The sequence below is a fragment of the Cupriavidus sp. GW823-FHT06D04 genome, assembly GCF_058795055.1.
This window is the reverse complement of sequence record NZ_JBXAHL010000011.1, coordinates 170,143-186,403: the sequence shown is the minus strand read 5'-3', so window position 1 is coordinate 186,403 and position 16,261 is coordinate 170,143. Positions and strand designations below refer to the sequence as shown.

The 16,261-nt window shown below is 64.9% G+C and carries 18 protein-coding genes; 17 read left to right on the top strand and 1 reads right to left on the bottom strand.

Annotation, left to right across the window (positions count from 1 at the left end):
- Nucleotides 1–12: 12 nt before the first annotated feature.
- The 10 genes from recQ (at nucleotide 13) to AC1Q7H_RS16610 (ending at nucleotide 9,192) form a co-directional block, all read left to right on the top strand.
- Entirely contained in the window at nucleotides 13–1,860 is a 1,848-nt protein-coding gene (gene recQ / locus AC1Q7H_RS16655; protein ID WP_041228215.1) for a DNA helicase RecQ, read from the top strand.
- A 349-nt stretch (nucleotides 1,861–2,209) separates the two neighbouring features.
- Nucleotides 2,210–2,587, top strand: a complete 378-nt coding sequence (gene rpsL, locus AC1Q7H_RS16650; protein WP_010810460.1) for a 30S ribosomal protein S12 — start codon at nucleotides 2,210–2,212, stop codon at nucleotides 2,585–2,587.
- A gap of 225 nt (nucleotides 2,588–2,812) precedes the next feature.
- Entirely contained in the window at nucleotides 2,813–3,283 is a 471-nt protein-coding gene (gene rpsG / locus AC1Q7H_RS16645; protein WP_010810459.1) for a 30S ribosomal protein S7, read from the top strand.
- Between the two features lie 117 nt (nucleotides 3,284–3,400).
- Nucleotides 3,401–5,509, top strand: a complete 2,109-nt coding sequence (gene fusA, locus AC1Q7H_RS16640; RefSeq protein ID WP_013958257.1) for an elongation factor G — start codon at nucleotides 3,401–3,403, stop codon at nucleotides 5,507–5,509.
- Between the two features lie 81 nt (nucleotides 5,510–5,590).
- Entirely contained in the window at nucleotides 5,591–6,781 is a 1,191-nt protein-coding gene (gene tuf / locus AC1Q7H_RS16635; RefSeq protein WP_010810470.1) for an elongation factor Tu, read from the top strand.
- Between the two features lie 78 nt (nucleotides 6,782–6,859).
- Complete coding sequence (gene rpsJ, locus AC1Q7H_RS16630) at nucleotides 6,860–7,168, top strand: 30S ribosomal protein S10 (protein ID WP_006160488.1); 309 nt, start codon at nucleotides 6,860–6,862, stop codon at nucleotides 7,166–7,168.
- 500 nt (nucleotides 7,169–7,668) lie between these two features.
- Nucleotides 7,669–7,836: a hypothetical protein gene (locus tag AC1Q7H_RS16625; protein ID WP_153955111.1), complete on the top strand. Its 168-nt coding sequence runs from the start codon at nucleotides 7,669–7,671 to the stop codon at nucleotides 7,834–7,836.
- A gap of 87 nt (nucleotides 7,837–7,923) precedes the next feature.
- Nucleotides 7,924–8,445 (top strand): tannase/feruloyl esterase family alpha/beta hydrolase, encoded by a 522-nt coding sequence (locus AC1Q7H_RS16620; protein WP_492381482.1) that lies wholly within the window; start codon nucleotides 7,924–7,926, stop codon nucleotides 8,443–8,445.
- Nucleotides 8,446–8,694: 249 nt separating this feature from the next.
- Nucleotides 8,695–8,838 (top strand): hypothetical protein, encoded by a 144-nt coding sequence (locus AC1Q7H_RS16615; protein ID WP_492381481.1) that lies wholly within the window; start codon nucleotides 8,695–8,697, stop codon nucleotides 8,836–8,838.
- Nucleotides 8,839–9,192 carry a tannase/feruloyl esterase family alpha/beta hydrolase gene (locus tag AC1Q7H_RS16610; RefSeq protein WP_492381483.1) on the top strand — a complete coding sequence of 118 codons (354 nt, stop codon included), beginning with the start codon at nucleotides 8,839–8,841 and terminating at the stop codon, nucleotides 9,190–9,192.
- Nucleotides 9,193–9,204: 12 nt separating this feature from the next.
- Here AC1Q7H_RS16610 and AC1Q7H_RS16605 read toward each other — a convergent pair whose 3' ends face one another.
- The gene (locus AC1Q7H_RS16605; protein ID WP_013958251.1) at nucleotides 9,205–10,206 is read right to left on the bottom strand and encodes an AraC family transcriptional regulator; all 1,002 of its coding nucleotides are present in this window, start codon (nucleotides 10,204–10,206) and stop codon (nucleotides 9,205–9,207) included.
- A gap of 284 nt (nucleotides 10,207–10,490) precedes the next feature.
- On the opposite strand from AC1Q7H_RS16605, the gene AC1Q7H_RS16600 reads away from it, so the two are divergent.
- The 7 genes from AC1Q7H_RS16600 (at nucleotide 10,491) to rplW (ending at nucleotide 16,259) form a co-directional block, all read left to right on the top strand.
- A complete protein-coding gene (locus AC1Q7H_RS16600) occupies nucleotides 10,491–11,720 on the top strand; it encodes a dienelactone hydrolase family protein (protein WP_013958250.1) in 1,230 nt (409 codons plus the stop codon).
- Between the two features lie 83 nt (nucleotides 11,721–11,803).
- Nucleotides 11,804–12,592, top strand: coding sequence for an SDR family oxidoreductase (locus tag AC1Q7H_RS16595; RefSeq protein ID WP_492381480.1), 789 nt, complete (start codon nucleotides 11,804–11,806; stop codon nucleotides 12,590–12,592).
- Between the two features lie 30 nt (nucleotides 12,593–12,622).
- A complete protein-coding gene (locus tag AC1Q7H_RS16590) occupies nucleotides 12,623–13,864 on the top strand; it encodes a styrene monooxygenase/indole monooxygenase family protein (protein WP_492381479.1) in 1,242 nt (413 codons plus the stop codon).
- A 1-nt stretch (nucleotide 13,865) separates the two neighbouring features.
- A complete protein-coding gene (locus AC1Q7H_RS16585; RefSeq protein ID WP_211980380.1) occupies nucleotides 13,866–14,366 on the top strand; it encodes a flavin reductase family protein in 501 nt (166 codons plus the stop codon).
- 298 nt (nucleotides 14,367–14,664) lie between these two features.
- Nucleotides 14,665–15,315, top strand: coding sequence for a 50S ribosomal protein L3 (gene rplC / locus AC1Q7H_RS16580; RefSeq protein ID WP_013958246.1), 651 nt, complete (start codon nucleotides 14,665–14,667; stop codon nucleotides 15,313–15,315).
- 12 nt (nucleotides 15,316–15,327) lie between these two features.
- Entirely contained in the window at nucleotides 15,328–15,948 is a 621-nt protein-coding gene (rplD, locus tag AC1Q7H_RS16575; protein ID WP_010812396.1) for a 50S ribosomal protein L4, read from the top strand.
- Nucleotides 15,945–16,259, top strand: a complete 315-nt coding sequence (gene rplW, locus AC1Q7H_RS16570) for a 50S ribosomal protein L23 (RefSeq protein ID WP_006576245.1) — start codon at nucleotides 15,945–15,947, stop codon at nucleotides 16,257–16,259. The genes rplD and rplW overlap by 4 nt, the downstream gene beginning before the upstream one ends.
- The last annotated feature ends 2 nt before the right edge of the window (nucleotides 16,260–16,261 follow it).

Sequence of the window (16,261 nt, the reverse complement as noted above, 5' to 3'; positions counted from 1 at the left end):
ATTCCGTTGTCTATGTCGCACGCGCTGGCGATCCTCAAAGATGTGTTCGGCTACCACGCCTTCCGTGGGCGCCAGGCCGAGATCATCGACCACGTTGCGACGGGCGGCGACTGCCTGGTGCTGATGCCAACCGGCGGCGGCAAGTCGCTGTGCTACCAGATCCCGGCGCTGCTGCGCCAGCGTGCCGGCGACGGCGTCGGCATCGTGGTGTCGCCGTTGATCGCGCTGATGCAGGACCAGGTCGCGGCACTGACCGAAGCCGGCGTGCGCGCCGCGGTGCTCAATTCGACGCTGACCGGGGCCGAGGCCTCGGCGGTCGAGCGCGACCTGCTGGCCGGGCGCATCGAGATCCTCTACGTGGCGCCGGAACGGCTGATGACGCCGCGCTTCCAGGACTTGCTCGAGCGCATTCGGGTCGGGCTCTTTGCCATCGACGAAGCGCACTGCGTGTCGCAGTGGGGCCACGACTTCCGCCCCGAGTACATCCAGTTGTCGGTGCTGCATGAGCGCTTCCCGTACGTGCCGCGCATCGCGCTGACGGCAACGGCCGACGCACTCACGCGCAATGAGATCATCGAGCGCCTGGCGCTGGACAACGCCCGCGTCTTCATCTCCAGCTTCGACCGGCCCAATATCCGCTACCGCATCGTCGAGAAGGACAATGCGCGCCAGCAGCTGCTGGCCTTCATCAAGGCCGAGCACACCGCGGCCGACGGCACCCATGACAGCGGCATCGTCTATTGCCTGTCGCGCAAGAAGGTGGAAGACACGGCACAGTGGCTGAGCGGGCAGGGCATCAATGCGCTGGGCTACCACGCCGGCATGGATGCCCAGGTGCGCCAGCACCACCAGGCGCGCTTCCGCGAGGAAGAAGGGCTGGTGATGGTGGCGACGATCGCCTTCGGCATGGGCATCGACAAGCCCGACGTGCGCTTTGTCGCCCACCTGGACCTGCCCAAGAGCATGGAAGGCTACTACCAGGAAACAGGGCGCGCCGGCCGCGACGGCCTGCCGGCCAATGCCTGGATGGCCTACGGCCTGGGCGACGTGGTGCAGCAGAAGCGCATGATCGACGAGTCCGAGGCGGACGAGGCCTTCAAGCGCGTGTCGTCGTCCAAGCTCGATGCGCTGCTGGGCCTGTGCGAGACCGCGGGCTGCCGGCGCGTGCGCATCCTGGCGTATTTCAACGAGGCCAGCGAACCCTGCGGTAACTGCGATACCTGTCTGGAGCCGCCGGCGACCTGGGACGGCACGCGTGAGGCGCAGATGGCGCTGTCGTGCGTGTACCGCACTGCGCAGGCGAGCCGGGTTCACTTCGGCGCCACCCACCTGATTGACGTGCTGCGCGGCAACAGCTCGGAGAAGATCCGCCAGTGGGGGCACGACAAGGTGTCCACCTTCGGCATCGGCAAGGACCGCTCGGTGCATGAATGGCATACGGTGTTCCGCCAGCTGATCGCCCAGGGGCTGCTGACCATCGACCATGGCGGCCATGGCGCGCTGCTGCTGGGCGAGGACGCGCGCGCGGTGCTCAAGGGCGAGCGCCAGATCATCTTGCGTCGCCAGGCCACCAAGCCGGGCAAGTCCGGCGAGCGTGCCGCACGCGGCACCCGCACCGACCACACCGCGGACATGGATGCCGACATGCTGGCCAACTGGGAGGCGCTGCGCCGCTGGCGCACCGAGGCCGCGCGTGAGCACGGGGTGCCGGCCTATGTCATCTTCCACGATGCAACGCTGGCGGAGCTGGCCCGGACCGCGCCGGGATCCCTGTCGGCGATGCAGGGCATTCCCGGGATTGGTGCCTCCAAGCTTGAGCGCTACGGGCAGTCCATCCTGGAAGCGCTCCGCGGGGTCTGAGCGGGAGGGCAGCGTCAGCGCGTCCCGGAAAGGGTATACGGCTTGACGGTATACGATTCCCCTGCTAGGATGCCAGATTCGAGTTTTTGGCTTTGGATTTCGCTCGCCCGTCGGACAAGTGGCCTTTAGGCCGCTGCCGGCAAGCCTTCCGGACTGGGTTTCCATGGACCGGTGGCGGCAGACGCGGGATCCGGGTGCCGGCTCGCGCTCTTTGGCATGCTGTTACCGCACAGTCCCGTCTCCAGAGCGCGTCCGCTCACCTCTCCCGCCCAAAACCCGTAGTTGCCTCTCCATCCTGGCGCATGCCGGTGCGAGTGGCGTTTTTCGTCAAACCAAGCTGGATTGAACAATGCCAACTATCAACCAACTGGTTCGCAAGCCGCGCGTCTCTGAAGTCGTCAAGAGCAAGAGCCCGGCGCTTGAGAACTGCCCCCAGCGCCGTGGCGTGTGCACCCGCGTGTACACCACGACGCCGAAGAAGCCGAACTCGGCACTGCGTAAGGTTGCCAAGGTGCGCCTGACCAACGGTTTCGAAGTCATTTCGTACATCGGCGGTGAAGGCCACAACCTGCAGGAACACTCGGTCGTGCTGATCCGCGGCGGCCGTGTGAAGGATTTGCCGGGTGTGCGTTACCACATCGTCCGTGGCTCGCTCGACTTGCAAGGCGTGAAGGACCGCAAGCAGGCTCGTTCGAAGTACGGCGCGAAGCGTCCGAAGGCAGCCTAAGCTTAAGCAGCCTGGGTCGGAAAGACCCGAAGCAACAAACGATAGCCTGTGGCGCGAGTCATGGTGCTGTCACCAGGCGGCGGTACAACGGAGCGCCTTTTTGGCAACCGTGCCGTCGAGTAAGTGGTCACCCGGCGAATTTGCTGTCTATCGCATGCAAGCTAGTTGGTGGCCGGAGAGCGGGAAAAACTGACCGCGCTCTCAACTGAATCTAAAGGAAAGAAGATGCCACGTCGTCGTGAAGTCCCCAAGCGGGATGTTCTGCCTGATCCGAAGTTCGGCAACGTTGAAGTTGCCAAGTTTATGAACGTGCTGATGCTGGACGGCAAGAAGTCGGTTGCCGAACGTATCGTCTATGGCGCGTTCGACCAGATCGAAAAGAAGGCAGGCAAGGCCCCCATCGAAGTGTTCTCCGTTGCCATCAACAACGTGAAGCCGGTGGTGGAAGTGAAGAGCCGTCGCGTGGGCGGCGCCAACTATCAGGTTCCGGTCGAAGTCCGTCCGTCGCGTCGTCTGGCATTGGCGATGCGTTGGCTGCGCGAGGCCGCGAAGAAACGCAGCGAGAAGTCGATGGCGCTGCGCCTGGCAGGTGAGCTGCTGGAAGCATCGGAAGGCCGTGGCGGCGCAATGAAGAAGCGCGACGAAGTGCACCGCATGGCCGAAGCCAACAAGGCGTTCTCGCATTTCCGCTTCTAAGCGCGCGATAGCGTTTGTTGGTTGCCGGGCGGGCTGTGTTTTTACACATCTCGCCCGTTTGTGTTAGGGGCGCGGGCCATGAGATGCCGGCGCCTCACGGACGAATAGAGGATTAAAGTGGCTCGTAAGACTCCTATTGAGCGCTACCGTAACATCGGTATTTCGGCTCACATTGACGCGGGTAAAACCACCACGACCGAGCGGATCCTGTTCTACACCGGTGTGAACCACAAGATCGGTGAAGTGCATGATGGCGCGGCCACCATGGACTGGATGGAGCAGGAGCAGGAGCGCGGCATCACCATCACGTCTGCTGCGACCACCGCCTTCTGGAAGGGCATGGCCGGCAACTACCCCGAGCATCGCTTCAACATCATCGACACCCCGGGCCACGTGGACTTCACCATCGAGGTGGAGCGTTCCATGCGCGTGCTGGACGGCGCGTGCATGGTGTACTGCGCAGTGGGTGGCGTGCAGCCGCAGTCGGAAACCGTCTGGCGTCAGGCCAACAAGTACCGCGTGCCGCGTCTGGCATTCGTCAACAAGATGGACCGTACCGGCGCGAACTTCTTCAAGGTCTACGACCAGCTGAAGACCCGCCTGAAGGCCAACCCGGTGCCCGTCGTGGTGCCGATCGGCGCTGAAGACGGCTTCCAGGGCGTCGTCGATCTGCTGGAAATGAAGGCGATCATTTGGGACGAAGCCAGCCAGGGCGTGAAGTTCGAATACCAGGACATCCCGGCTGAGCTGCAAGCCACCGCTGAAGAATGGCGCGAGAAGATGGTCGAGTCCGCCGCCGAAGCCAGCGAAGAGCTGATGGAAAAGTACCTGGGCGGCGAAGAGCTGACCCGCGCCGAGATCGTCAAGGCGTTGCGTGACCGTACCATCGCCTGCGAAATACAGCCGATGCTGTGCGGCACCGCGTTCAAGAACAAGGGCGTGCAGCGTATGCTCGACGCCGTGATCGACTTCCTGCCGTCGCCGGTCGACATTCCGCCGGTTACCGGCACGGACGAGGACGACAGCGAGAAGAAGCTCGAGCGCAAGGCTGACGACAACGAAAAGTTCTCGGCACTGGCGTTCAAGATCATGACCGACCCGTTCGTTGGTCAGCTGATCTTCTTCCGCGTCTACTCGGGCAAGATCAATTCGGGCGACACCGTGTACAACCCGGTCAAGAGCAAGAAGGAACGCCTGGGCCGTATTCTGCAGATGCATGCCAACCAGCGCGAAGAAATCAAGGAAGTGCTGGCCGGCGACATCGCCGCTGCAGTGGGTCTGAAGGACGCCACCACGGGCGACACGCTGTGCGATCCGGCTGCACCGATCGTGCTCGAGCGCATGGTGTTCCCGGAGCCGGTGATCTCGCAGGCTGTCGAGCCGAAGACCAAGGCTGACCAGGAAAAGATGGGCATCGCCCTGAACCGCCTGGCCGCTGAAGATCCGTCGTTCCGCGTGCGTACCGATGAAGAATCGGGTCAGACCATCATTTCGGGCATGGGCGAGCTCCACCTCGAAATTCTGGTCGACCGCATGAAGCGCGAATTCGGCGTGGAAGCCAACATCGGCGCGCCGCAGGTGGCCTACCGCGAAACCATTCGCAAGACGGCCGAAGGCGTCGAGGGCAAGTTCGTCAAGCAGTCGGGCGGCCGCGGCCAGTACGGTCACGCTGTGATCACGCTGGAACCGCAAGAGCCGGGCAAGGGTTTCGAGTTCATCGACGCCATCAAGGGCGGTGTGATTCCTCGCGAATACATCCCGGCGGTCGAAAAGGGTATCGTCGACACGCTGCCGAACGGCATCCTGGCTGGCTTCCCGGTGGTAGACGTGAAGGTCACGCTGACGTTCGGTTCGTACCACGACGTGGACTCGAACGAAAACGCGTTCCGCATGGCCGGCTCGATGGCTTTCAAGGAAGCCATGCGCAAGGCCAGCCCGGTTCTGCTTGAGCCGATGATGGCCGTGGAAGTGGAAACGCCGGAAGACTACACGGGTACCGTGATGGGCGACCTGTCGTCCCGCCGCGGCATCGTGCAGGGCATGGACGACATGGTGGGCGGCGGCAAGATCATCAAGGCCGAAGTCCCGCTGTCGGAAATGTTCGGTTATTCCACGTCGCTGCGCTCGGCCACGCAAGGCCGCGCCACGTACACCATGGAATTCAAGCACTACGCTGAAGCACCGAAGAACATCGCCGAAGCCGTGATGACGGCCAAGGGCAAGTAATAAGCTGTTTGCCGCCGCACCCCGCGTGGGGCGCGGCGGCGTGATGAATCGACAAGACTGAATTCCATTAGGAGCTGAAAAATGGCAAAGGAAAAGTTCGAGCGGACCAAGCCGCACGTGAACGTTGGTACGATCGGTCACGTTGACCACGGCAAGACCACGCTGACCGCGGCGATCGCCACGGTGCTGGCAGCCAAGTTCGGCGGTGCCGCCAAGAAGTACGACGAAATCGACGCAGCGCCGGAAGAAAAGGCACGCGGTATTACCATCAATACCGCCCACGTCGAGTACGAAACGGCCAACCGCCACTACGCGCACGTTGACTGCCCGGGCCACGCTGACTATGTGAAGAACATGATCACGGGTGCCGCCCAGATGGACGGCGCAATCCTGGTTTGCTCGGCCGCTGACGGCCCGATGCCGCAAACGCGCGAGCACATCCTGCTGGCGCGTCAGGTTGGCGTGCCTTACATCATCGTGTTCCTGAACAAGTGCGACATGGTGGACGACGCTGAACTGCTCGAGCTGGTCGAGATGGAAGTTCGCGAGCTGCTGAGCAAGTACGAGTTCCCCGGCGACGACACCCCGATCATCAAGGGTTCGGCCAAGCTGGCGCTGGAAGGCGACAAGGGCGAGCTGGGCGAAGTGGCCATCATGAACCTGGCCGACGCACTGGACACCTACATCCCGACGCCGGAGCGTGCCGTTGACGGTACCTTCCTGATGCCGGTGGAAGACGTGTTCTCGATCTCGGGTCGCGGCACCGTGGTGACCGGCCGTATCGAGCGCGGCGTGGTGAAGGTCGGTGAGGAAATCGAAATCGTCGGTATCAAGCCGACGGTGAAGACCACCTGCACCGGCGTGGAAATGTTCCGCAAGCTGCTGGACCAGGGTCAAGCCGGCGACAACGTTGGCCTGCTGCTGCGCGGCACCAAGCGTGAAGACGTCGAGCGCGGCCAGGTGCTGTGCAAGCCGGGTTCGATCAAGCCGCACACCCACTTCACCGGCGAGGTGTACATCCTGTCGAAGGACGAAGGCGGCCGTCACACCCCGTTCTTCAACAACTACCGCCCGCAGTTCTACTTCCGTACCACCGACGTGACCGGCTCGATCGAGCTGCCGAAGGACAAGGAAATGGTCATGCCGGGTGACAACGTGTCGATCACCGTCAAGCTGATCGCCCCGATCGCCATGGAAGAAGGCCTGCGCTTCGCTATCCGTGAAGGCGGCCGTACCGTCGGCGCCGGCGTCGTGGCAAAGATCCTCGACTAAGCACTTCCTGGGACATGCCTGTCGGGCATGTCCCCATTCAACGGGCACGTTGCCCAATCGCTCTTTTAAGGAAATATCATGCAGAACCAGAAGATCCGTATCCGCCTGAAGGCTTTCGACTACCGCCTGATCGACCAGTCGGCTGCGGAAATCGTGGATACCGCCAAGCGTACCGGCGCGATCGTCAAGGGCCCGGTGCCCCTGCCGACCCGCATCCAGCGCTTCGACATCCTGCGTTCGCCGCACGTCAACAAGACCAGCCGCGATCAGTTCGAGATCCGCACGCACCAGCGCCTGATGGACATCGTCGACCCGACCGACAAGACGGTTGACGCGCTGATGAAGCTCGACCTGCCGGCAGGCGTGGACGTCGAGATCAAGGTGTAATCATGCTTCGGGCCGCGCCCGCGGCCTGCTGCAGCAAAACGGCGAACCGTATGGTTCGCCGTTTTTGTTTTCAAGGCTTGCATACAGCTGCCTTGCTCGCCCGATTGCTCCCGTACCGTGCGAGCGAGGGCGACGAATCGATCCGGTTGCCACCGCCATCTCGCGCCGCAAAGTGATACATAAGCACTGATTGGTTGAATCATGTTGTATCACTAACGTCGATTGCAACTGGCGCAAGTGATGTAAATCAAAGCCGCGACGCCAACGCTGCTACGCTGATCGGCGTGTCCGTCATGGTGCCCGGCGCCCTGCCCGAGAAGCAGCAATCCCCGCACCGCTCAACGTCCCGGTGCTGGTCCTCTTCATGCGTTCGAAATCTTGAAAAAGGGGAGCGCGAAATGGCGCTCCGGCGCGTCCCCCGCAGCGGCTTTACCTTATTTCAGTCGTGACGGCAAAGCCGCAACCCTAAGCGTGGCGCCCCCCAGAGGAGACAATCATGTTTGAAAGGACTCACCGGACCCGTGCGTCCGCGCTCGGGCAATGCCATCGGCATTGCCCTGGCGTTGGGCATCGGACTCACGCTCAGTGAGTGCGGCGGCGGCGATGGGCAGCCTGAAGCTTCAACCGTGGCCGCGGTCGACTACACGGCGGCGTGCGCTACGCTGTAAGGCAGGGCCAGCATAACGGCGGTAAAGCGCATCGAGGCGGCGGGCGGGCTGCCGGGCTACTGCAAGGTTTCGGCAACCAGCGGCACGTTGCTCGACATCGAAGTGGATCTGCCGGACAACTGGACGGGCAGGCTGATGCACCAGGGTAGCGGAGGTTTCGATGGGCAGGTGAAAACCGTGGAGAGCTTCAGCGCCGGCTTCCCCCTGTACCAGCCGCTCCAGCGGGCCGTTGCGTACGCCGCGTCGAATGGCGGCAACCGTACTGGCGACCCCTCCGAATTCCTGACGAGCCAAACCGAGAAGTCCGACTATGCCTATGCCGCGGTCGGCACCACGATCGCTTTCGCCAAGGCAGCAGTCAAGGCGTTCTACGGGCGCGCACCCAGCTATACCTACTTCAACGGCGCGTCCAATGGCGGGCGCAATGCCTATATCGCGGCGCAGCGCTGGCCGGACCAGTATGACGGGATCATCGCCGGCGCGGAAACCATGAACATGGCCACGCAGACAGCAGCGTGGCACAACCTGGCCCGGCGTGCCGGTTCCGACCGACATGCCGGCCGCGGCCCAGTGGACAGCGCTGAACGCTGCCGCGATCGCAGCATGTGACGGGCTGGATGGGATCAGGGACGGCATCATCCGGCCGCGCTGGCGTGCGGTGCCCCCGGGGCTGATGCGGCCACCTGCCTGACCCCCGGGCAGCTGCGCACCGTTCAGGAACAGGTCGGGCCGCTGAGCGACGCGGCGGGCGCGCTGGTCTACGCGGGCTACTACTGGGCCGATTTTGGCGAATTCTTGCCATACTACGTGGGCCTCGGCGGCGGCTTCGCCGCCATCGCCACGGGCAACGCGGCGTAGATGTTGCCCGCCACGCAGCCGGGCAGCTTGCAGGCAACGTTCGACGTGACGCGGGACTTGCCGCCGATCGCCGCCGGCTTGCAGCAGGCTGGGGCGGATCACGATATGCGTGCCATCGCGCAATTCGTGTCATCGGGCAAGTAGCTGATTTCGTGGCACGGCGGCGCCGACTCGCCGCTCAGCGGCAGGGACCACGTTCGCAATTTCATGGCGATGACCCAGCTTGCTGGCGCCGGTGCGGCCAATGCACGCTTCTACCTCGAGCCGGGTGTCGGGCATGTGCAAGGCGGTGTCGGCCCGGATCAGGTCGACTATCTCGGGGGCATGATCGACTGGGTCGAGAAATCGGTGGCCCCTGAACAGCTGCAGAGTTCGAAGATGGACGCGCGGCAGACCGTGGTGCGCACCATGCCGCTGTGCGTGTACCCGAAATTCCCGAAGCACTCGGGGTCGGGAGATGCCAGTCTTGCTGCCAGCTACAGTTGCGCGACGAACTGAGCGATCACCAGCCTAGCCCGCCCCGCGCCGCCGCAACGTCTGCGCGGGGCACTCCCCGAACGCGCGCCGGTACTCCGCGCTGAAGCGCCCCAGATGGGCAAAGCCCCAGCGCAGCGCTGCCCCGCTCACTGACGACACCGACGCGTCGTTCAGCAGGTCGTGCCGCACGCGCTCGAGGCGCACCGTGCGCAGATAGGCCATCGGCCCGGTGCCGCGATGCTCGCGGAAGCCGGCGAACAGGCTGCGTACGCTGACGCCGGCAACCTCGGCCAGCAAGGCCGGCGTCAGCTCCGCAGCGGCGTTCGCGTGAATGTACTCCTCTACCACCTTCACATGGCGTGGTGCCAGCGGTTTGCCGTGCTCGCGCAAAGCGTCCGACAGGCTGTGCGGCTGCCAGGTCAGCAGCGTGCCGATCACCAGCTGTTCCAGCTGGCAGGCGGTCAGCGGATGGCGCGCGGTCTCGGGCGCGGTCTCCAGCATCGCGGCGAGATAGCGCATCAGTTCGTACCAGGCGCCGCTGCGCCAGGCCATGCCGAGCGCGAAGCGCAGCGGCTGCTCGGGGCGCCGGCCCAGGTGGGCGGCGCAGACGCGTTCCAGCGCACTGCGTTCGATGCGCACGATCAGCTGGTCGTTGTCGGCGCTCCAGCGCATGGCCAGCGCATCGCTGGGCGTCAGCACCGAAGCGCAGTCGGGCGTGGAGACGATGTGCTGGTCGCCGCAGCGGATCTCGGCCTGTCCTTGCAGCGGCATCTGCACCAGCAGGAAGTCGCCGAGCGGGCCGGGGTCGATGGTGACGTCGGCGCCGTAGGCCAGGCGGTTGAACGAGACCGCGCCAAGCGGCGCATGGTGCATGCGTGCCTGCAACCGGGGGCCGCGTATCTCGAGCCGGTGCGGCTTGAACACGCGCCCGACCGCGGCGCGCGTCTCGGCCAGGTCGGTCGAGGCGAACACGCACCGGGCGGGATCGCCGAGCAGGGCGCTCGCCAGCGGTCCGGCGGCGGGGGGCAGCTGCATTGTCTCGCTCCTCTGGCGGGGCCGCGGCGCTGCCGGTGACCGTGCGCGCCGCTGGTTCCGGGGCCGGCCCGGCATGACGGCCGGGCACGGTTTCCCACGCGATCCACTATAGCGGATGGCCCCGCTGTCAGCGCTGCGGCGTTGACCGATTCCGAAGTTTCCTGCACTAATCGGATAGCCGCTGCGTCCAGCGGCTAGTTTGCTGCGGTGCGGAGCCACCATCATGGAAGCCAGCACGGCAGTCCCACCAGATACTGGAAAGAGAACGACAAGGAGCGCAGGCCATGGGCCAGACCATCCAGATCCAGACCCCCGAAGGCAGTTTCAGCGGTTATCTCGCCACCCCGGCGGCAGGCAAGGGCCCCGGCATCGTGCTGTGCCAGGAGATCTTCGGCGTCAACGCGACCATGCGGCAGGTGGCGGAATACTACGCCGAGGAGGGCTATACGGTGCTGGTGCCCGACCTGTTCTGGCGCATCGCGCCCGGGATCGAGCTGACCGACCGCGGCGAGGACTTCCAGCGGGCGCTGGGCCTGTACCAGCAGTTCGACGAAGCCACGGGCGTGCAGGATGTGGGCGCCGCGCTTGAGGCACTGCGGGCGCGGCCGGAATGCGTCGGCCAGACCGGCGTGCTGGGCTTCTGCCTGGGCGGCAAGCTGGCCTACCTGGCGGCCTGCCGGCTGCCCGACGTGGCCTGCGCGGTGGCGTACTACGGCGTGGGCATCGAGCACGCGCTGGGCGAGGCCGCCAACGTGCGCGGCCGCCTGGTGCTGCATATCGCCGAGAAAGACGGATTCTGCCCGCCGCAGGCCCAGGCTGCGATCTGCGAAGCCCTGGCCGGGCGCGAGAACATCGAGGTCTACGTCTACGCCGGCGTAGACCATGCCTTTGCACGCACGGGCGGCGAGCACTTCGACAAGCCCTCGGCGCTGATGGCGCACCAGCGCTCGATCGCTGCGCTGCGCGGCGAGATGGGGCCGCATTACGATTTCTCCGCGCTGTGGGACAAGCACTGCGAGTATGAATTCGCCACCCGCGATGTCGACGCCACCATGGCGACGATGGTGCCGCAGCCCTATGTGAACCATATCCCGACCATGACCGGCGGCGTCGGCTACGCGCAGCTGCGGCGCTTCTACCAGCACCATTTCGTGCACAGCAATCCGCCCGACACCACGCTGATCCCGCTGTCGCGCACGGTCGGGGCCACGCAGATCGTCGACGAGATGCTGTTCTGCTTCACGCATACCTGCGAGATCGACTGGATGCTGCCCGGCGTGCCGCCCACCGGCAAGCGCGTGGAGATCCCGCTGATCGCCATCGTCAAGTTCCGCGGTGACAAGCTGTACCACGAGCATATCTACTGGGACCAGGCCAGCGTGCTGGTGCAGATCGGCAAGCTGGACCCGGCGGGTTTGCCGGTGGCGGGCGTGGAGACCGCGCGCAAGCTGCTGGACGAGACGCTGCCGTCGAACACGCTGATGGCGCGCTGGCAGCAGAGCGATGGCAAGTAGGCAGCGCGCGGCATAGATCCGGAACGGGCCCGCAGAGGCCCGCCCGCAACCATCGCCGGCGATTGCCGGCACAGGAGACAAGCATGAAAGGACTGCAGGGCAAGGTGGCCATTGTCACCGGCGGCGCCACGCTGATCGGGGCCGGCGTGGCGCGGGCCTTTGTCGAGGCCGGCGCGCGCGTGGCGATCTTCGATATCGATGCCGCCAACGGCGAGCGCGTGGCCGCGCAGCTCGGGCCGAACGCACTCTTCATCGCCACCGACATCACGCGTGACGAACAGGTCCGCGATGCGGTGGCGCAGGTGGTGCAGCGCTTTGGCGGCGTGGACTGCCAGGTCAACCTGGCCTGCACCTATCTCGATGACGGCTTCCGTTCGGGCCGGGCCGACTGGCTGGCGGCGCTCGACGTCAACGTGGTGTCGGGCGTGATGCTGGCGCAGGCGGTGCATCCGCACATGCGGGCGCGCGGCGGCGGCGCGATCGTCAATTTCACCAGTATCTCGGCCAACGTGGCGCAGACCGGGCGCTGGCTCTATCCGGTGTCGAAAGCCGCCATCGCGCAGCTGACGCGGAGCATGGCGATGGACCTGGCGCCGGACCGCATCCGCGTCAACGCGGTGTCGCCGGGCTGGACCTGGTGCCGGCTAATGGATGAGGTCAGCGGCGGCAACCGCGCCCGCACCGATGCGGTGGCCGCGCCGTTTCACCTGCTGGGCCGCGTCGGCGAGCCCGATGAAGTGGCACAGGTGGTGCTCTTCCTCTGTTCCGACCATGCCAGCTTCGTCACCGGTGCCGACTATGCCGTCGACGGCGGCTATTCCGCCATGGGGCCGGAGCAGAATGTGCCCGCCATCGGCAAGCTGGCCGGCTGAATGCCGCCGGACGACCTTCAGGAGAAAATCATGAGCCAACGCATCGCCATCGTCGGAGCCGGCCAGTCGGGCCTGCAAATGGCCCTCGGGCTGCAAGCCAACGGCTACCGGGTCACGCTGCTGTCCAACCGGACACCCGAGCAGATCCGCGGCGGGAAAGTCATGTCCAGCCAGTGCATGTTCGACCGCGCGCTGCAGGCCGAGCGCGAGCTCGGGCTGAACTGGTGGGACGATGCCTGCCCGCCGGTGGAGGGCATCGGCCTGGCCGTGCCGCATCCCGAGCAGGCCGGTGCCCGCGCGATCGACTGGGCCGCGCCCCTGGACCGCCCGGCGCAGGCGGTGGACCAGCGCCTGAAGATGCCGGCGTGGATGGAGACCTTCGTTGCACGCGGCGGCGACCTGCGCATCGTCGATGTCGGCCTGGACGAGCTGGAGGACCTGACCCGCGAGCATGACCTCGTGCTGCTGGCCGCCGGCAAGGGCGAGATCGTCAGCCGCTTCGAGCGCGATGCTTCCCGCAGCCCCTTCGACAAGCCGCAGCGCGCGCTGGCGCTGACCTATGTGACCGGCATGGAGCCGCGCACGCCGTTCTCGCGGGTTTGCTTCAACCTGATCCCGGGCGTGGGCGAGTACTTCGTCTTCCCCGCGCTGACGCTGTCCGGGCCGTGCGAGATCATGGTGTTCGAAGGCATCCCGGGCGGCCCGATGGACCGTTGGGCCGAGGCGCGCACCCCGGCGCAGCACCTGGCCGAAAGCCTGCGCATCCTGCAGACCTACCTGCCGTGGGAAGCCGAGCGCTGCGAGCGGGTGGCGCTGACCGACGACAACGGCATCCTTACCGGTCGCTTCGCGCCAACGGTGCGCAAGCCGGTGCTGACGCTGCCATCCGGGCGGCTGGTGTTCGGCATGGCAGATGCCGTGGTGGTCAACGACCCGATCACGGGGCAGGGCTCGAACAACGCCGCCAAATGCTCCAAGGTCTATCTTGATGCGATCCTGGCGCGCGGCGACCAGTCCTTCGACCAGGCCTGGATGGAGCGCACCTTCGACCAGTACTGGCAGTACGCGGGCGACGTGGTAGCGTGGACCAACTCGCTGCTGACCCCGCCGCCGCCGCATATCCTGGCGCTGCTGGGCGCCGCGGGGCAGGCGCCGGCACTGGCCGCGCGCATCGCCAACGGCTTCGACAATCCGCCGGACTACTTCCCGTGGTGGTTGGATCCGCAGGCCTGCCACCAGCTGATCAACCAGTACGTCGCCGAGGCCGCCTGACATGCACGCCGCCACGCCCGCCACTTCCGTCCATGATCCCCGCGAGCTGCGCCGGGTTTGCGGCCGCTATGCCACCGGCGTGGCCGTCATCGGCGCCTGCGGGGCGCAGGGCCGGCCCGTCGGCCTGACCGTGAACTCGTTTGCCTCGTTGTCGCTGGCGCCGCCGCTGATCCTGTGGAGCCTGGCGATGCACTCGCCGAATGCGGGCCTGTTTTCACGCGGCGCGCCCTTCGGCGTCAGCATTCTGCGCGCGGGCCATGGCGAACTGGCGCGCCGCTTCGCCACCCCGTCGGCGGACAAGTTCGCGGGCGTCGCCCACCGGCGCTGCGAGCGCGGCGTGCCCTACCTGGACGAGGCGCTGGCGACGCTGGCCTGCCGCGTGGAGCGGGCCGACTTGGTGGGCGATCACCTGCTGATCGTCGGCGCCGTCGAGGCGTTCGGCGCCGGGGAGGGCGAACCGCTGGTATTCTACGGCGGCGATTTCGTGCGCATCGCCGCCTGAACAAACCATCCCTGGATGCACTTTACGGCGCTTCAACTACCCGTCGTCGCCTCCACACCACACCCCAAGCAACGCAAGCGCCACTACTGCGGCAGCCTGCCTACAACACTGCAGGCGAATCCGCAATTCATATTGCCCTTTCCAAACCGCTGCGATATAGTGTAAGGCTACCCGTTTCCTCGGGTAGTGGGCTGGCCACTTTGGCCGCGCGCAGTCTTCTTTAGCGCAAGTCCACAGCAAACACAGTTTTCGTGTATCAATCAGCCCCGGCCAATCGCAGCTGGGAATGGAGCAAACCATGAGCCTTGGCCTTGTAGGTCGCAAGGTTGGCATGACCCGTATTTTCACGGACGACGGTGATTCGATTCCCGTTACCGTGGTCGAGGTCGGCGACAACCGCGTGACGCAAATCAAGACGGACGAGACCGACGGTTATACCGCGGTTCAAGTCACCTTCGGCGCACGACGCGCAAGCCGCGTTACCAAGCCGCTGGCGGGTCATCTCGCCAAAGCCGGCGTGGAAGCCGGCGAAATCATCCGCGAATTCCGTATCGATGCAGCCAAGGCTGCCGAACTGCAAGCTGGCGGTTCGCTGTCGGTCGACCTGTTCGAAGTCGGTCAGAAGATCGACGTGCAGGGCGTGTCGATCGGTAAGGGCTACGCCGGTACCATCAAGCGTTATCACTTCGCCTCCGGCCGTGCCACCCACGGTAACTCGCGCTCGCACAACGTGCCGGGCTCGATCGGTATGGCGCAGGATCCGGGCCGCGTGTTCCCGGGCAAGCGCATGACCGGTCACCTGGGCGATGTCACCCGCACCGTGCAGAACCTGGAAATCGCCAAGATCGACGCAGAGCGCAAGCTGCTGCTGGTCAAGGGTGCCATTCCCGGCTCCAAGGGCGGCAAGGTCATCGTCACCCCGGCCGTCAAGGCCAAAGCCAAAGCTTAAGGAGCGCATGTAATGGAACTCAAGCTCCTCCAGGACAATGGCCAGATCGGTGCGGGCGTTGACGCTTCGCCCGAAGTGTTCGGCCGTGACTACAACGAAGCCCTCGTTCACCAGATCGTCGTCGCTTACCAGGCCAACGCTCGCAGCGGTAACCGTAAGCAGAAGGATCGTGAAGAGGTCAAGCACACGACCAAGAAGCCGTGGCGCCAGAAGGGTACGGGCCGTGCTCGTGCCGGTATGTCTTCCTCGCCGCTGTGGCGCGGGGGCGGCCGTATCTTCCCGAATTCGCCGGAAGAGAACTTCACCCAGAAGGTCAACAAGAAGATGTTCCGTGCCGGCATGCGCTCGATTTACTCGCAGCTCGCACGTGAAGGTCGTATCAACGTGGTGGACGGTTTCACTGTCGACGCGCCCAAGACCAAGCTCTTGGCCGACAAGTTCAAGGCCATGGGCCTGGACTCGGTGCTGATCATCACCGACAGCCTCGACGAAAACCTCTACCTGGCTTCGCGCAACCTGCCGCACGTGGCAGTTGTCGAGCCGCGCCAGGCTGATCCGCTGTCGCTCGTGCACTACAAGAAGGTGCTGGTGACCAAGGCAGCCGTCGCGCAGATCGAGGAGTTGCTGAAATGACGCAAGTAGCCAAGAACGATCATCGTTTGATGCAGGTGCTGCTCGCGCCGGTGGTTTCCGAAAAGGCAACCCTGGTCGCCGACAAGAATGAACAAGTCGTGTTCGAAGTGGCCCGCGATGCCAACAAGGCAGAAGTGAAGGCCGCAGTCGAATTGCTGTTCAAGGTCGAGGTGCAGTCCGTTCAGATCCTGAACCAGAAGGGCAAGCAGAAGCGTTTTGGCCGTTTCATGGGGCGTCGCAACCACGTGAAGAAGGCCTACGTTTCGCTGAAGCCGGGTCAGGAAATCAATTTTGAAGCGGAGGCCAAGTAATC

Bases quoted from the DNA above. Each gene is read 5' to 3' on its own strand.
- AC1Q7H_RS16615 (WP_492381481.1), top strand. From the start codon at position 8,695: ATGTTGCCCGCCACGCAGCCGGGCAGCTTGCAGGCAACGTTCGACGTG.
- AC1Q7H_RS16605 (WP_013958251.1), bottom strand. From the start codon at position 10,206: ATGCAGCTGCCCCCCGCCGCCGGACCGCTGGCGAGCGCCCTGCTCGGC.
- tuf (WP_010810470.1), top strand. From the start codon at position 5,591: ATGGCAAAGGAAAAGTTCGAGCGGACCAAGCCGCACGTGAACGTTGGT.
- rpsJ (WP_006160488.1), top strand. From the start codon at position 6,860: ATGCAGAACCAGAAGATCCGTATCCGCCTGAAGGCTTTCGACTACCGC.
- AC1Q7H_RS16595 (WP_492381480.1), top strand. From the start codon at position 11,804: ATGAAAGGACTGCAGGGCAAGGTGGCCATTGTCACCGGCGGCGCCACG.
- AC1Q7H_RS16590 (WP_492381479.1), top strand. From the start codon at position 12,623: ATGAGCCAACGCATCGCCATCGTCGGAGCCGGCCAGTCGGGCCTGCAA.
- recQ (WP_041228215.1), top strand. From the start codon at position 13: ATGTCGCACGCGCTGGCGATCCTCAAAGATGTGTTCGGCTACCACGCC.
- rpsG (WP_010810459.1), top strand. From the start codon at position 2,813: ATGCCACGTCGTCGTGAAGTCCCCAAGCGGGATGTTCTGCCTGATCCG.
- rpsL (WP_010810460.1), top strand. From the start codon at position 2,210: ATGCCAACTATCAACCAACTGGTTCGCAAGCCGCGCGTCTCTGAAGTC.
- rplW (WP_006576245.1), top strand. From the start codon at position 15,945: ATGACGCAAGTAGCCAAGAACGATCATCGTTTGATGCAGGTGCTGCTC.
- AC1Q7H_RS16600 (WP_013958250.1), top strand. From the start codon at position 10,491: ATGGGCCAGACCATCCAGATCCAGACCCCCGAAGGCAGTTTCAGCGGT.
- rplD (WP_010812396.1), top strand. From the start codon at position 15,328: ATGGAACTCAAGCTCCTCCAGGACAATGGCCAGATCGGTGCGGGCGTT.
- rplC (WP_013958246.1), top strand. From the start codon at position 14,665: ATGAGCCTTGGCCTTGTAGGTCGCAAGGTTGGCATGACCCGTATTTTC.
- AC1Q7H_RS16585 (WP_211980380.1), top strand. From the start codon at position 13,866: ATGCACGCCGCCACGCCCGCCACTTCCGTCCATGATCCCCGCGAGCTG.